This window comes from Delftia sp. UME58 (assembly GCF_014170385.1).
Classification (GTDB): Bacteria; Pseudomonadota; Gammaproteobacteria; order Burkholderiales; family Burkholderiaceae_C; genus Comamonas; species Comamonas acidovorans.
On sequence record NZ_LZZV01000052.1, the window covers coordinates 200836 to 215306 of the forward strand.

12 protein-coding genes are annotated in these 14471 nt (G+C 69.9%); 2 read left to right on the forward strand and 10 right to left on the reverse strand.

Annotated features, from left to right (window positions below):
• Positions 1-3: 3 nt before the first annotated feature.
• From A9976_RS13980 to A9976_RS14020, 9 genes are all read right to left on the reverse strand, one after another.
• Positions 4-1725, reverse strand: a complete 1722-nt coding sequence (locus tag A9976_RS13980) for an ABC transporter ATP-binding protein (protein ID WP_183019502.1) — start codon at positions 1723-1725, stop codon at positions 4-6.
• Positions 1722-3464: an ABC transporter ATP-binding protein gene (locus tag A9976_RS13985; RefSeq protein ID WP_183019503.1), complete on the reverse strand. Its 1743-nt coding sequence runs from the start codon at positions 3462-3464 to the stop codon at positions 1722-1724. Before A9976_RS13985 ends, A9976_RS13980 begins: the two co-directional genes overlap by 4 nt.
• Positions 3461-4288, reverse strand: coding sequence for an ABC transporter ATP-binding protein (locus tag A9976_RS13990; protein ID WP_183019504.1), 828 nt, complete (start codon positions 4286-4288; stop codon positions 3461-3463). Before A9976_RS13990 ends, A9976_RS13985 begins: the two co-directional genes overlap by 4 nt.
• 2 nt (positions 4289-4290) lie before the next feature.
• Entirely contained in the window at positions 4291-5382 is a 1092-nt protein-coding gene (locus tag A9976_RS13995) for an iron ABC transporter permease (RefSeq protein ID WP_081816194.1), read from the reverse strand.
• Positions 5379-6521, reverse strand: a complete 1143-nt coding sequence (locus A9976_RS14000; RefSeq protein ID WP_183019505.1) for an ABC transporter substrate-binding protein — start codon at positions 6519-6521, stop codon at positions 5379-5381. The genes A9976_RS13995 and A9976_RS14000 overlap by 4 nt, the downstream gene beginning before the upstream one ends.
• A gap of 151 nt (positions 6522-6672) precedes the next feature.
• A complete protein-coding gene (locus A9976_RS14005) occupies positions 6673-8874 on the reverse strand; it encodes a TonB-dependent siderophore receptor (RefSeq protein WP_183019506.1) in 2202 nt (733 codons plus the stop codon).
• Between the two features lie 119 nt (positions 8875-8993).
• Positions 8994-9842: an AraC family transcriptional regulator gene (locus A9976_RS31745; protein ID WP_183019507.1), complete on the reverse strand. Its 849-nt coding sequence runs from the start codon at positions 9840-9842 to the stop codon at positions 8994-8996.
• A 69-nt stretch (positions 9843-9911) separates the two neighbouring features.
• The gene (locus A9976_RS14015) at positions 9912-10196 is read right to left on the reverse strand and encodes a type II toxin-antitoxin system RelE/ParE family toxin (protein WP_183019508.1); all 285 of its coding nucleotides are present in this window, start codon (positions 10194-10196) and stop codon (positions 9912-9914) included.
• Entirely contained in the window at positions 10193-10474 is a 282-nt protein-coding gene (locus tag A9976_RS14020; RefSeq protein ID WP_183019509.1) for a CopG family ribbon-helix-helix protein, read from the reverse strand. Before A9976_RS14020 ends, A9976_RS14015 begins: the two co-directional genes overlap by 4 nt.
• A gap of 252 nt (positions 10475-10726) precedes the next feature.
• Here A9976_RS14020 and A9976_RS14025 point away from each other — a divergent pair, with 252 nt between their 5' ends.
• Both A9976_RS14025 and A9976_RS14030 read left to right on the forward strand, forming a co-directional pair.
• Positions 10727-11200 carry a (2Fe-2S)-binding protein gene (locus A9976_RS14025; RefSeq protein WP_183019510.1) on the forward strand — a complete coding sequence of 158 codons (474 nt, stop codon included), beginning with the start codon at positions 10727-10729 and terminating at the stop codon, positions 11198-11200.
• 14 nt (positions 11201-11214) lie between these two features.
• Positions 11215-13482: a xanthine dehydrogenase family protein molybdopterin-binding subunit gene (locus A9976_RS14030; protein WP_183019511.1), complete on the forward strand. Its 2268-nt coding sequence runs from the start codon at positions 11215-11217 to the stop codon at positions 13480-13482.
• Between the two features lie 6 nt (positions 13483-13488).
• Here A9976_RS14030 and A9976_RS14035 read toward each other — a convergent pair whose 3' ends face one another.
• Entirely contained in the window at positions 13489-14463 is a 975-nt protein-coding gene (locus A9976_RS14035; protein WP_183019512.1) for a LysR family transcriptional regulator, read from the reverse strand.
• Between the last annotated feature and the right edge of the window lie 8 nt (positions 14464-14471).

Consider the following 14471-nt stretch of genomic DNA (forward strand, 5'->3'; position numbering starts at 1 on the left):
GAATCAGGCATCCGCCGCCATGAGGCTGGCATAGGCGCCCTGGAGCGCGAGCAACTCCCGGTGGGTGCCCTGCTCCACGATGCGGCCGCCCTCCAGCAGGACCACGCGGTCGGCGCAGGCCAGCATGGCGGGCCGGTGGGCGATGAGCAGCACGGTACGGTGCTCGCGCAAGGCGTCCAGCGCGCGCAGCAGGGCTTGCTCGCTTTCGCTGTCGAGATGGGAGGAAGCCTCGTCCAGCACCAGCACGGGAGCACCGGTCAGCAGAGCGCGCGCCAGGGCGATGCGCTGGCGCTGGCCACCCGACAGGCGCATGCCTTGTTCGCCACAGCGCGTGGCATGGCCTTGCGGCAGCCCGCTGATGAAGCCATGGGCCTGCGCCAGCATGGCGGCCTGCCGTACCTCGTCATCGCTGGCGTCAGGCCGGCCCAGGCGGATGTTGTCGGCGATGGAGATGTCGAACAAATGCACCTCCTGGCGGACCACGGCAAGTTGCTGGCGCAACACGGCCAGCGGCAATTCACGGATGTCCATGCCGCCCATGCGCAGGCTGCCGGCGTCGGGCTCGCCCAGGCGTTGCAACAGCTGCACGCAGCTGCTTTTGCCGGCGCCGGACGCGCCGGCCAGGGCCACCATTTCGCCAGGCCGCAGGGACAGGTCCAGTCCGCGCAGCACGGGTATGCCGCCACGCTGCCAATGCACACCGCAGAAGTCCAGCGACGCCGTGGCCGGCGCCTCACGGGTTCCGCTGTCCACAATGCGCCGGGGCTGGCGCAGCAGTTGCACGATGCGGTCGCCACCAGCCTTCACATCGCCCAGCCTGCGCGCGGCCTGCGCCACTTCGGCCAGCGGCGCCAGCGCCATGCCGGCCAGTACCACCACGACCGGCAGCCAAGCGGCATCGATGTGCCCCTGGTCCAGCAGCCAGGCGGCCACGGCAGCCATGGCCAGGGCCGACACGGCCGGCAACGGGTCCGCAGTGGCCAGTTGGCCCGCAGCAAGCGACGCATGCCTGCGCACCTGCGGGGACAGGGCGGCAGCCTTGGCACGCATGCGTGCCAGCCAGCGCGGGCCGGCCTCCAGCAGCGCCAGTTCACGCAGCCCGCGCAGGCCTTCCACCACATCGGCATTGAGTTCGCCCTGGGCCGCTGCCAGCGCCCTGGCCTGCCGCTGTGCCTTGCCGGCCAGCCACCAGGACACCAGCACCGGCAAGGCAACAAAGGGCAGCCAGGCCAGGGCGAGCAGCGGATGCAGCCAGGCCAGCAGGCCCAGCGCCGCCAGCGGCACGCACAGGGCGCCGGACAGCTCGCCCAGCATGTGGGCGTAGAAGTGCTCCATCAGCTCGGCATCGGCCGTGGCGGTGGCGGCGATGTCACCGCTGCGCTGCGGGCCGGCCGCATTGCCTGCGCCACGCTCCAGCCCGTCGTAGATGCCCAGCTGCAGTGTTTCTATCAACGCAAATGCCAGCGCATGGGAGGCATGGGTCTGCCACCATTGGCTGAGCGCGGCCACCAGCGCCGTCAAGGCCAATGCGCCCAGTGCCGGTTGCAGCGCAGTCCACGGCGCGCCCATGGCGGCCTGTCCGGCAATCCAGGCAGCCAGCACCCAGGCGCCGACCACGGTAGCCTGCGCCAGCGCGGCGGCCAGCAACGCCGCTGCCAGCAGGCGCTTGTGCGACGCCACCGGCGCCAGCAGGCCGGCCCAACTGCGGGATTCATCGCGGATCATGCGACCTCCTCCGTCGTCCTCTTGGCCCGAGACGCCTCCCAGAGCCGTGCATAGCGGCCGCCACGGCGCAGCAGATCATCGTGCGTGCCCTGTTCGGCCACCCGGCCGTTTTCCAGTACCACGATGCGGTCCGCCTCGCGCGCCGTCTCCAGGCGGTGCGCGGCCATGACAAGAGTGCGGCGGCCCCGCAATGGCCGCAACACCTGCAGCAAGGCCTGCTCCGTGCGTGGATCTGCGCTGGATGTGGGCTCGTCCAGCAGCAGCACGGGCGCACGCCTGAGCAAGGCACGCGCCAGGGCCAGCCGCTGGCGCTGCCCGCCCGACAGGTGCGCGCCGAATTCGCCCACCTCGGTCTGCAGGCCTCGGGGCAGGCTGTCCACCAGATCGGCCAGTTGCACATCATGCAGGACAGCCTCGATGTCGCTGAGGCAGGCCTGGGGGCTGGCCATGCGCAGGTTGTCCTCCAGGCTGCCGCTGAACAGCAGCGTGTCCTGGGCGACCAGGGCGACCCTGGAGCGCAACTGCGCCAGGCTCAGCTCCCGCAGGTCCCGGCCGCCCAGGCAGACCATGCCGCGCCGGGGATCGGCGGCGCGCCACAGCAGCGACAGCAGCGTGGACTTGCCGACGCCCGAGGGCCCCACCAGCGCCACCCATTCACCATCGGCGATATCCAGGTCCAGTCCGTGCAGCACCTCGGGCCGCCCCGGCTCCTGCCCCTGGTCATGGGCAAAGCACACCCCGCGCAGCGAGATGCGGCCGTCTGCAGGAGCAGGTCCGGGCCGCTGCGGCTCAGGCACGGGCAGCGGCGCGTGCAGCAGCGCGTCGATGGCATGCAGGCCGTCGCGCGCGGCCCAGGCCGCATGAAAGGCTTTCTCCAGCCGCTCCAGCGGCCTGAAGGCCTCGCGCGACAGCAGCAGCACGGCCAGCAGCGATGCCGCATCCAGCCGGCCCTGGCCCAGCTGCCAGCTGCCCCACCCCAGGACACTGGCCATGCCGGCCAGGCCAACGAAACGCGTCAGGCCGGTGCGCAGCAAGGTGGCGCGCAGCGTGTGCATGGACTCGGCACGCAGGCGGGCGGCCTGTTCGGCCAGACGCATGCGCCAGCGCGCCGAGGCGCCAAAGGCCCATAGCGTCTCCATGCCGCGCAGGCTGTCCAGCAGCTGCGCCCCAAAGGCAGCCAGGGCCGCCATGACGCCGCTGGCCCCGGGCATGTGCCGGCGCAGCCACAGCCGGTCCAGCAGCGGCTGCCCCAGCACGAACACGGCCAGCAGCAGCGCGCAGCCCGCGTCCACCCATGCCAGGGCGCCCAGCGCCAGCGCGCAGCCGAGCACGGCTCCCAGCAGGCTGGGAACATGGCGGCTGGCATGGACCTGCACGGCATCGACAGCTGCAACCAGCGTGGCCTGCAGCTCGCCCGTGGGGCGGGCCGCCGCCCAGGCCGGCCCCAGGCGCATCAACCGGGTAAGCAGGCGTTCGCGCAGCACGGCGCGCGTGCGCATGCCCACCTGCTGCGCCCACCACTCTTCCAGCCACACCAGGACGCCGCGCAGCACCAGGGCCGCCAGACCGATCGCCAGCCAGGGATGCAGCGACGCCCCCTCCATGGCCTGGTCCAGCAGTCGAGCAAGGCACAGCGCGTGCACCACCAGCATGGCCTGGGCCAGCAGCCCGCAGGCCACCGTGGCCGCCAGCTGCGCGCGCGAGCGCGACACCATCCAACGTTCGAGCGAGGTGCTCATGACGGCTCCTGCCCACGGCCGCCCAGCGCGTGCCTCACGGCGACCAGACGCCGGCCGTTGACCGTTTCCACGACGGCCTGCACGCGGTAGACCTCGTGCAGCAGGGCGCTGTCCACCACCTCGACAGGGCTGCCGGCACGCACCACGCGGCCCTGGTCCAGCACCATGATCCGGTCTGCCCAGCCCATGGCCAGGTTGATGTCGTGCAGCACGGCCAGCACCACCAGTTGCCGCTCGTGCGCGATCTCGGTCACCACGTCCAGCACGCGGTGCTGGTGGTAGAGGTCCAGGGCGCTGGTCGGCTCGTCGAGCAGCAGCAGGCGCGGACGGCGCACCAGGGCCTGGGCCAGACCCACCATCTGGCGCTGGCCACCCGACAGCCCAGCCAGCGGCCGGTCGGCCAGGGCCGTCAGCTCCAGGCGCTGCAGCACCTGCTCCACGGCGGTCTCGGCCTCATGCGTGCCGGCCAACGGCCAGCCACGGGCCGCCTGTGCGGGCTCGCCGGCCATGGCCGCGCTGAGCACGGACTCGAACACCGCCAGTCGCGAGCGCTCGGGCAGGCTTTGCGGTACATAGACCACCTGGCGCGCGCGCTGCAGCGGCGGCTGGGAAGACAGCAGCGCCGTGCCCAGGCGCACCTCGCCGCGCATGCGCTGCAAGCCTGCAATGCCGCGCAGCAGCGTGGATTTGCCTGCGCCATTGGGTCCCACCAGCGCATTGACCGAACCCGCAGCCAAGGGCCCCAGAGTGGCACCGCGCAGCACGGGTGCTGCGCCATAGCCCATGTGAACATCGCTGACATGCAGCGCGTTGCGGAATGGCATGCTCAGCGCTCCTGCCGGCCCGTGCGGGCAACGATGGCCATGAAAAAGGGAATGCCCACCAGCGAGGTCACGATGCCCACGGGCACCAGCACGCCCTCGATCAGCGTCTTGCTGGCCACCGAGGCCATGGACAGGATCAGTGCCCCCGCCAGCGCCGAGGCCGGCAGCAGCACGCGGTGGTCGTCGCCCACCAGCATGCGCGCGATGTGCGGTGCGATCAGCCCCACGAATCCTATGGTGCCCACGAAGGAGACGGCCACGCCCGACAGCAGGCTGATGCGCAGCAGCGCCCAGCCTCTCAGCGCCGTGACCGGCACGCCCAGGCTGCGCGCGCGGTCCTCGCCCAGCGTGAGCGCGGTCAGCGACCAGCTCTGGCTCCAGGACCAGGGCAGGCACAGCGCCAGCACGGCGGCCATGACGGCAATCCGGTCCCAGGAGGCGCGTGCCAGGCTGCCCAGGGTCCAGAAGACCAGCTGCTGCAAGGTGTTCTGGTCGGCCACGAACTGCAGCAGTGCCACCAGGGCGTTGAAGCTGAACACCAGGGCGATGCCGAACAGCACCAGGCTTTGCACGCCAAATCCGCGCCACATGGCCAGCCCGTACAGCAGGCCCACCGACAGCAGCGCGAAGAGGAAGGCGTTGAGAGACACCACGTACTGCGCCGGCACGCCCGGCACGCCCAGTCCCAGCACGATGGCCAGGGCCGCGCCAAAGGCGGCGGCCGCCGACACGCCCAGCGTGAACGGGCTGGCCAGCGCATTGGCCAGCACGGTCTGCATTTCCGCGCCAGCCAGCGCCAGCGCCGCACCCACCAGCACGGCCATCAGCGCATAGGGCAGGCGCACGTTCCAGACGATGACGGCCTCCACGCGCGACACGCTGCCCGGATCGCCCAGCACCTGCCACAGCCGTGCCAGCCCCATGCCCGACGGGCCGGTGGCCACGTCCAGTGCCAGGCTGGCCAGCAGCGCCAGGGCCAGCAGCGCCAGCACCAGCCCGTGGCGGGCATGGCGGCGGCGGTAGCGCTGCGCGGCACCGGCCGCTGCAGCGCCCGTCTCTGCCGCCACGGCACTGGCCTCCATGGCCGCGCTCATCGGCCGGCCCCGGAAGGCAGGTCGGTCAGCAGCACGCCGGTCATCGGAATCGGCATGAAGCGCTCGTACAGCTCACGCCGCGTGCGCAGCGGGTCGATGTCGGCAAAGAGTTCGGGATGCAGCCACTTGGCCAGCGCCTCGACGGCAATCACATGCTCGGGCGAGTCGTAGAAGATGTGCCACAGGCCGTGCACGCGCCCCTTTCGGACGGCGGACAGCTCGCGCGTTTGGGCACGCTGCGCCACCGTCGCCAGGCTGGCCTGCGCCTGGGCAGGCGTGGCCTGGTAGCCCAGCGTCACGCCGCCCTGGCCGCTGGCGAAGACGCCCGTGGCCACATAGACGGCAGGATCGCGCGACAGCACATATTCGAGGTTCAGCGTACCGATGGGACCGGGAATGCGGCCGGCGCCGATGTTGTCGCCACCGGCCAGCTCCACCATTTCCCCGAAATTGCCCTTGCCCGGCGAGCCACAGCAGTCGCGCAGGCCGGCCAGCATGTCGATGAAGATGGCGGGCCGCTGGAATCCGTCCTTCCTGCGCGCCGCCGCGACGCGCTGGCGCACGCGCTCGATGCGCTGCTCGTAGAAGGCGATGAAGTCCTCGGCGCGCTGCTGGCGGCCCAGCACCTGGCCCATCAGGCGCAGGCTGGGCACGGTATGGGTCAGCGGATGCTGGCTGAAATCCACAAAGACCACGGGCACGCCCGCCGCCTGCAGCTGGCGCACGGCCTGGCTGTCGGGCGCGGGCCCGTGACCACCCGAGACGGCCATGAAGGCCACGTCGGGACGCACGGCCAGGGCCTGTTCCACGTTGAAACTTTCGGGCGTGGCGCCGCCTACCAGCGGCAGTTTCTCCATGGCAGGAAAGGCCTTGGAGAAAGCCGCATAGCCCTGGGTATCGAGCAGGCGGAAATCCCCCTGCCAACCCGCCACGCGCTCCACCGCCTGCCGGCCTTCCAGCAGGGCCATGGTGTAGACCATGCGTCCCTCGCCCAGCAGCACGCGCTGCACGCGGTCCGGCACCTGCACGCTGCGCCCCGTCATGTCCGTCACGGTCAAGGCCTGGGCCAGCCCGCTCCAAAGCGCCAGCGCCGCCACCGCAGCGCGCAACCCGCGCCGCATTCCTGTCCGTATTTGCATCTGTTTTCTTCTCTCAGTCGTTACCGGCATACCCAATGCAACCGGCGCGCCCCAAAGCCAGGGACAGCAAGCAAGGGCCTGAGCCGGCCGCAACGCCCAGCAGCAAGGCTGCCGTCCCCCTCAGGGGGATGCCGCAAAGCGGCTCAGGGGGTCAAAACCGGCCGCGCAAACTCACCTGCACATTGCGCGGCTCGCCATAGACATTGCCGAAGTTGGCCGGCCCGAATCCGCCGCTGCCCAGGCGCGTGTAGTAGCTGCGGTCGAACAGATTGCTGACGTTCAGCGCCGCACTCCACTGCGGGCTGATGCGGTAGCCCACGCGCAGGCTGGCCTTGGCGTAGCCGCCCTGGGTGGCTCGAACCAGGGGCTTGCCGCCCTCGCTGTAGGTGCCGCTCTGGACGTTGATGCCGCCGCCCACATCCCAGGCGTTGAGCGCGCCCGGCAGCCGGTATGTGGTCCACAGCCGCAGCAGATGCCGGGGACTGAAGGTCCTGAAGGACTGGCCCTGATAGCTGGGGTCGCGCTTGTATTCGCTGGTGTTGTAGGTGTAGCCGGCCATGGCCTGCCAGCCCGGGGCGATCTGTCCCGCCAGCTCGGCGTCGAAGCCCTGGCTCTGCACCTTGCCCTGCGCGGCGTAGCAGCAGCTGTCCACGATGACGGGCGACACGGCCACGGCGCGGTTGCTCTCCACGATGCGGAAGGCCGCCAGCGCCACCTGCAGCCGGCCATCGTCGAGCGAGCCCTTGATGCCGGCCTCGTAGTTGGCGCCGACCACGGGCGGCAGTCCGCCGCCATCCTCGCCCCGGTAGTTGCTCTGCACGCGGAAGATGTCGGCATAGCTGGTGTAGAGCGACCAGCGGGAGTCCAGATCGAAGACCAGGCCTGCATAGGGCGTGAAGCGGCCGTCCTGCCGGTAGTCGGCCGTCTGCGCGCCCGTGCGCTGGTTGACGGAGTCGGTGCGCCACCAGCTCCAGCGACCGCCCAGCAGCAGGGTCAGCGGATCGGCCAGCTTCAGCCGCGCGGCGCCATAGATGCCGTACTGGCGCGTGCGCGATCGCGAGTCCGATGTCCACTGCACGGCGCCCGGATCGGCGTAGGCGGCCGGGTCGAAGTCGAACACATTGACGGGAATGCCGCCAAAGCCCGGGAAGCTGCCGCCTTGCGAGCGCGCGTCGCGGTCGTACCAGTTGGCGCCCAGCACCACCTCGTGGCGCCGGCCCCAGGCCTGCCAGGCCCCGCTGAGCATGGCGTCCAGCGACAGCTGTTCGTTGTCGTAGTCATTGGCGCCGCCCATCAGGCGGGGACCCAGGCCCGTGGCGCGGTCCACCGCGCCCGAGACATAGGCGTACTTGAGCGCGCTGGACTCGCGGTCGGAGACCGCCGCCAGCTTGAGCTGCCAGTCGGCATTGATGGAATGGCTGAGGTCGGCGAAGACCTGGGTGGTCTCGAAGTCCCAGTGCGTCCAGGGCGTGCTCAGGAAGGTGCTGCGTGCCAGCCCCAGGTCGCCGCCGTCGGCGTAGCGCGGCACGCCCATCATGGGCGGCACCCAGTCGCGCCTCTGGTGGCCGGCGCCCAAGGAGACGGTGGTGGCCGATCCCAGGTCGGCCTCGACGATGCCGTACAGCGAATCGCGCCGGCTGCTGGCATAGCGCACATGGGAGTCGCGCTGGTCGTGCGCGGCCGCCAGGCGGGCACGCACCGACCCATCGGCGTTCAGCGGGGTGCTGTAGTCGATCTCGGCACGGGCCGCATTCCAGGAGCCCAGGCCCAGCGAGCCCGTGAAGCGCCGGTCGCCCGTGGGGCGCTTGCGCACCAGATTGATCACGCCGCCGGGCTGGCCCGCGCCATTGAACAGGCCCGCAGCGCCGCGCAGCGTCTCCACATGGTCGAACATCACCATGTCAGGCTGGCTCCAGGAAGCGCCGCCTGTCTGCACGGGAAGGCCGTCGTACTGGAAGTACTCGATGGGATAGCCGCGCGCATAGAAGGCCGGAATGACGCCCGTGCCCGACAGGTCCACCGTCACGCCGGGGGTCTGCGCCATGATCTCGTCCAGCGTGTGCAGGTTCTGGTCCTCGATCTGCTGGCGCGTGATGACGGATACCGAATGCGGCGTCTCCCTGAGCGTGGCAGGCAGCTTGGTTCCCACCGAGACGCCCGGGGCCGCGTAGCCACCCGTCAGCTCGGTGGGCCGGTCCTTGACCGCCTGGCCCGTGACCTGCACCTCGGGCAGCTTGTCCTCGGCCGCCCGGGCCAGGGCGCACTGGCCCAGGACGCAGATGGCCAGCGCGATCGATGTGATGGAGAAACGGGGCGGGCCGGCATCCCGGTCCGCAGAATCTGGCTGCGACATTCAACCCTCTCGAAGCAAATGAAAATCAATTGCATTCGACTGTAGGCAAGAGGCAGGCTCGCCGCTTTCGCTGGCCGGAGTTTGGCTTTCGCCAGCCGGCAACGGCGAAGAGCGTCGGCTCAGCGCAGCAGCTCGCTGGGCGCGATGCCGAAGCGCCTGCGAAAGGCCGTCGAGAAATGCGCAATGCTGTAGCCCACCTCCAGCGCCACCTGCGTGACCGAGCAGCCGCCCGAAGTGAGCAGGCCGTAGGCCTGCTCCAGCCTGTGCTGCTGCAGGTGCTCGAACACGCTCATGCCGAACAGCTGGCGAAAGCCGGCCGTGAGCTTGCGCTCGTTGATGCCCACCGCGCGCGCCAGCTCGGCCAGCGATAGCGGATCCTGGAAATGTGCCGTGGCCACCTCGCGCGCATGCCAAAGCCGCTCCACATCGGCGCGCGACAGCGCGGCGCCAGCCCCCTGCGCGCCCGCCGCCGGCAGGCACTGCTGGAGCACGGCAGCCGACAGTTCCAGGCTCTTGGCATTGAGGAACAGATCACGCATGGGCCCCTGATAGGGGCAGACCAGAATCTGTGTGGCCAGCGCACGCGCCGTGGCCGACAGCCCCTGGCGCAATACCAGCAGATCGTTGTCGTTGAAGCAGTGGTGGCCGCTGCGCGCAATGAGATCCAGCCCGAAGCCCTGACGCTCCGCCGCCTCGGCATCGAAGCCTATGCGCACATAGCGCTGAAGGCTGTGGGATTCATAGCGGTCCAGTCCCTCATGCAGGCCCGTGGCCAGCACCAGGTAGACCCCGGCATCGGACACCTCCATCAGACGGCCGTTGACCCCGGCCTGCACCTTGCTGTTGAGGGCCACGATGATCTGCAGGCCCTGGAACACCGGCGCGCGGACCTCCACAGGCTCCTGCGTCATGCGGCAGCCGGCCGCCAGGCACAGCTGGTTGTCGAATCTGGAATTCCACTGGAACACGTTGCACATCTATGAATGAGAATTATTCTCAAATCATACGTTCAACAGCCAAGACCTTGTACCGCCTCGTCAATCCTCCAGCGGCGGCCACTGGCGCGCGGTGTGCACCAGGGCCAGCAACCAGATCGTCGTGCCATCGATCTCATAGACAAGGCGATAGCTTTCATGGGGGATCAGCTCGCGCGTGCCGGCAATCCTGCCCGCTTTGCCCATCTTGGGATACGCGGCCAACCGGGCGGCTGCGTCGCTGAAAAGCAGGTCCATGCGCAAGGCTGCGCGAGGATTGTCAGCTGCGATGTAGTCCCAGATATCGGCGCGATCCTGCTGCGCCTGCGGCGTCCAGATGACTTTCACGCACGGTCTGCCGCAACCTGACTGCGCCGGGCAGCGAACTCGGCCTCGACTTCCTCATTCGAGCGGCCAAGTCCAGCGCGCATGGAGGCGCGTCCCTCCTCGACCTTGCGCTGCAGATAGCCGTCATATTCACGGGCCTTGCGGCGCTGCTCAATGTAGTCGCGCATCAACTCCCGCATGACCTGGGATGCGGGCCGGTCCTCGCCTGCGGCTTCGGCCATGAAGTCTTTGCGCAGCTCGGCTTCCAGTTTCATGGTGAAAACAGCTTCCTTGGGCATGATTGACTCCTGCGAAGATACCAACAAAGTATATACATCGTCAGTACCAAGTACTCCAGAGACTCAACCGCTTCACCCCATTCGCAACTTGCACTTGCCAATGCATCAATCAAATCAGGACTAGTTGCAAGCAAGGCCTCTTTCTATATTCGCGCCTCGACGGCGCCCGGCTTCCATGGGCCGCAGCTGCGCACGACACTACCGCGGGGACCCCACCCCTGCCTGACTGACCCACAACAAGGAGAGACTGCGATGACCGATCTCACCATCAACGGCAAGACCGTTTCCATGGACCTGGACCCCGAGACGCCCATTCTGTGGGCCCTGCGCGACACGCTGGAGATGACCGGCACCAAGTTCGGCTGCGGCGCGGCGCTGTGCGGCGCCTGCACGGTGCACCTGAACGGCCAGGCCATACGTTCCTGCGTGACGCCGATCTCGGCGGCTGCGGGCCAGAAGATCACCACCATCGAGGCCATGACCTCGGGCTCCGACCGCGTGGGCACCGCCGTGCGCGATGCCTGGGTGCGCCACGACGTGGCCCAGTGCGGCTACTGCCAGAGCGGGCAGATCATGAGCGCCACGGCCTTCCTCAAGTCCCTGCCCAAGGGCAAGAAGCCCAGCGGCGAGGAGATAGACGCGGCCATGGCCGGCAACATCTGCCGCTGTGGAACCTATGCGCGCATCCGCACGGCCGTGGCCGATGCCGCGCGCACCCTGGGCTGAATGGAGAACGCCGCATGCTGACCACCTTCAACCCCGCCGAACTGCCGCGCGCCCTGCAGCACATCCTGGACCGTGACGAGGCCACTGCTGCCATCGCCGACGCGCCGGCCCTTGCACAGATCCCCCGCCGCAGCTTCCTCAAGATCGCCGGTGCCGGTTCGCTGGCCCTGGGCGTGTTTCCCGCCATGGCGCAGGCGCCGGGCAAGGGTGAGGCCGCCGGCCTCAAGCCCACCGAGCAGCCCGCCTCCTTCGTGGAGATCTCGCCCAGCGGCGAAGTCACCGTGGCCATCAACCGCCTGGAATTCGGCCAGGGCGTGCACACCGCCCTGCCCCTGGTGCTGGCCGAGGAGCTGGACGCCGACTGGAGCAAGGTCCGCGCCCGCCTGGGCGGCAACGATGCAGCCTACGCCGATCCGCGCTACGGCATCCAGATGACGGGCGGCTCCACCGCCCTCAAGCACAGCTACACCCAGTACCGCGAGCTGGGCGCCCGTGCGCGCGCCATGCTGGTGGCCGCCGCCGCCGCGCAGTGGAAGGTGGACGCCGCCACGCTGCGCACGCGCGAGGGCTTCGTGCTCGGCCCCAATGGCAAGAAGCTGTCGTATGGCGAGCTGGCCCAGGCCGCCATGGCCCAGCCCGTGCCGGCCACCGTCGTGCTGAAGAATCCCAAGGATTTCCGCCTGATCGGCAAGCCCACGGGCCGCATCGACGCCCGGGCCAAGAGCAGCGGCCAGCAGAGCTTCGGCATCGACATGCACCTGCCGGGCCAGCTGACGGCGGTGATTGCACACCCGCCCGTGTTCAAGGCACAGCTGGCCTCGCTGGACGACGCTGCGGCGCGTGCCGTGCCGGGCGTCAAGGCCGTGCTGCGCGTGCCCGTGGACGGTGGCGGCGAAGGCGTGGCCGTGATCGCCGCCGGCTACTGGCCAGCGCGCAAGGGCCGCGAGGCGCTCAAGGCGCAATGGAACACCGACGCCGTGGAGAAGGTGGACAGCGAACGCCAGCTGGCCCAGTACCGCGAACTGGCCGCGCAGCCCGGCGCGCGCCACTTCGACGCCGATATCTCGGCGCTGGACAAGGCGCCGCGCCATATCGAGGCCGAGTTCAGCTTCCCCTACCTGGCCCATGCGCCCATGGAGCCGCTCAACTGCACGGTGCAGATGGGAGAGACCGGCGAGGCGGGAGCCGACCTCTACCTGGGCACGCAGTTCGCGGGCGTGGACGGCATGGCCGCCGCGCGCGTGCTGGGCCTCAAGCCCGAGCAGGTGCGCGTGCACGTGCAGATGGCCGGCGGCGGCTTTGGCCGCCGGGGCGTGGGCACCAGCGACTATGTGGTCGAGGCCTGCCAGGTGGCGCTGGCCGCGCGCCGCGCCGGCCTGAGCGCCCCCGTGCGCATGGTCTGGAGCCGCGAGGACGACATCAAGGGCGGCTACTACCGCCCCATGCACCTGCACCGCGCCAGGATCGGCTTCGACGAACGCGGCAAGGTGCTGGCCTGGGACCACGCCATCGTGGGCCAGTCCATCACGGCGGGCACCATGTTCGAGGGCGGCATGATCAAGAACGGCATCGACGCCACGGCCGTGGAGGGCATGCGCGAGCCCTATCCGCTGCCCATGCGCCTGACCGTGCACCACCCCAAGGTCAACGTGCCCGTGCTGTGGTGGCGCAGCGTGGGATCGACCCACACGGCCTTCGTCATGGAAACGCTGATCGACGAGATCGCGCGCAGCAGCCGCCAGGACCCCGTGGCCTACCGCATGCAGATGTTCGGCGACAAGCACCCGCGCCATCGCCTGGCCCTGCAGCTGGCCGTGGACAAGAGCGGCTACGGCAAGCGCCAGCTGCGCGCGGGCCGCGCCTGGGGCGTGGCCGTGCACGAGTCCTTCGACACGGTGGTGGCCTATGTGGTGGAGGCCTCGGTCAAGGACGGCCGCCCGGTGCTGCACAAGGCCACGGCCGGCGTGCACTGCAACCTGGCCGTGAACCCGCGCACCATCGAGGCGCAGGTGCAGGGCGCGGCGCTGATGGGCCTGTCCATGTGCCTGCCCGGCGCGGCGATCACGCTCAAGGACGGCGTGGTGGAGCAGAGCAACTTCGGCGACTTCGCCGTGCCGCGCATCACCGACATGCCCGAGATCGCCGTCCACGTCGTGCCCAGCGCCGAGCCGCCCACGGGCATGGGCGAGCCCGGCCTGCCGCCGCTGGCCCCGGCCTTCGCCAACGCCGTGGCGCAGCTCACGGGCAAGCCCGTGCGCAAGCTGCCGTTCGATCTGGCCTGAGCACGGTCAGCGGCCGGCGACGGCGGCAGCGGCTCCCGCTGCGGCTGCCGTCGCCAGCTCCTCTGCGGACAGCAGATAGTCCGGGCAGTCCTGCAGCCGCTGCACGGCCAGGTCGATGAAGGCACGCACGCGCCGGGGCAGCGCGTCGCGGCTGCCGTAGTAGACATGCAGGCCGATGTGCTCGCTGACATGCGCCAGCAGCACGGGCACCAGGCGCCCCGCGCGGATATGCGCGGCCGCGCAGATGTTGGACAGCTGGCCCAGCACCTGGCCGGCCAGCACGGCATGCAGCTCCAGCTCGGCATCGTTGGTGGACAGGGCCGGCTGCAGGTAGCGGTGCGTGAGCTCGCCATCGACCGGCAGGTACCAGGGCATCACCGTGTCCGTGGCCGCATGGCGGAACATGCTGCAGCGGTGAGCAGCCAGTTCGTCCAGCGACCGGGGCACGCCATGGCGCTGCAGGTACTGCGGCGCCGCGCAGACGATGAGCTGCACGGGAAACAGCCGCCGCCCGATCACGCTTTCATCGGGCGAGGCGCCGATGCGAAACCCCGCATCGACACGGTCCAGCACCCAGTTGCCTATGCCGTCGTCCAGCCGCACATCGGGGACGATGCCCGGGTGCAGGCGGCAGAACTCATCGAGCAGCGGCATCAGCACGGGCGCAAAGCAGGACTTGGGGCCCACGATGCGCAACGGCCCCGCAATGCCCTCGCGGCTGTCGCGTGCCAGGTTCAGTGCGCGGTCCAGCGCGGCCAGCGCCGGCTGGGTGTCCTGCAGGAAACGCTGGCCCTCCTCGGTCAGCGCCAGGCTGCGCGTGGTCCGGTGCAGCAGGCGCACGCCCAGGTGCTGCTCCAGATGGGCCACGGCCTGGCTGGCGGCCTGGGGGCTCACGCCCTGGGACAGCGCCGCCTGGCGCAGGCTGCCCAGCTCGACCGCCTTGGCAAAGGTGGCGATGGCACGCAGTTCATTGATGGGCATGGTGCGGA

Coding starts and splice junctions, on each gene's coding strand:
- A9976_RS13980 (WP_183019502.1), bottom strand. CDS start 1,725: ATGATCCGCGATGAATCCCGCAGTTGGGCCGGCCTGCTGGCGCCGGTG.
- A9976_RS13985 (WP_183019503.1), bottom strand. CDS start 3,464: ATGAGCACCTCGCTCGAACGTTGGATGGTGTCGCGCTCGCGCGCGCAG.
- A9976_RS13990 (WP_183019504.1), bottom strand. CDS start 4,288: ATGCCATTCCGCAACGCGCTGCATGTCAGCGATGTTCACATGGGCTAT.
- A9976_RS13995 (WP_081816194.1), bottom strand. CDS start 5,382: ATGAGCGCGGCCATGGAGGCCAGTGCCGTGGCGGCAGAGACGGGCGCT.
- A9976_RS14000 (WP_183019505.1), bottom strand. CDS start 6,521: ATGCAAATACGGACAGGAATGCGGCGCGGGTTGCGCGCTGCGGTGGCG.
- A9976_RS14005 (WP_183019506.1), bottom strand. CDS start 8,874: ATGTCGCAGCCAGATTCTGCGGACCGGGATGCCGGCCCGCCCCGTTTC.
- A9976_RS14020 (WP_183019509.1), bottom strand. CDS start 10,474: ATGCCCAAGGAAGCTGTTTTCACCATGAAACTGGAAGCCGAGCTGCGC.
- A9976_RS14025 (WP_183019510.1), top strand. CDS start 10,727: ATGACCGATCTCACCATCAACGGCAAGACCGTTTCCATGGACCTGGAC.
- A9976_RS14030 (WP_183019511.1), top strand. CDS start 11,215: ATGCTGACCACCTTCAACCCCGCCGAACTGCCGCGCGCCCTGCAGCAC.
- A9976_RS14035 (WP_183019512.1), bottom strand. CDS start 14,463: ATGCCCATCAATGAACTGCGTGCCATCGCCACCTTTGCCAAGGCGGTC.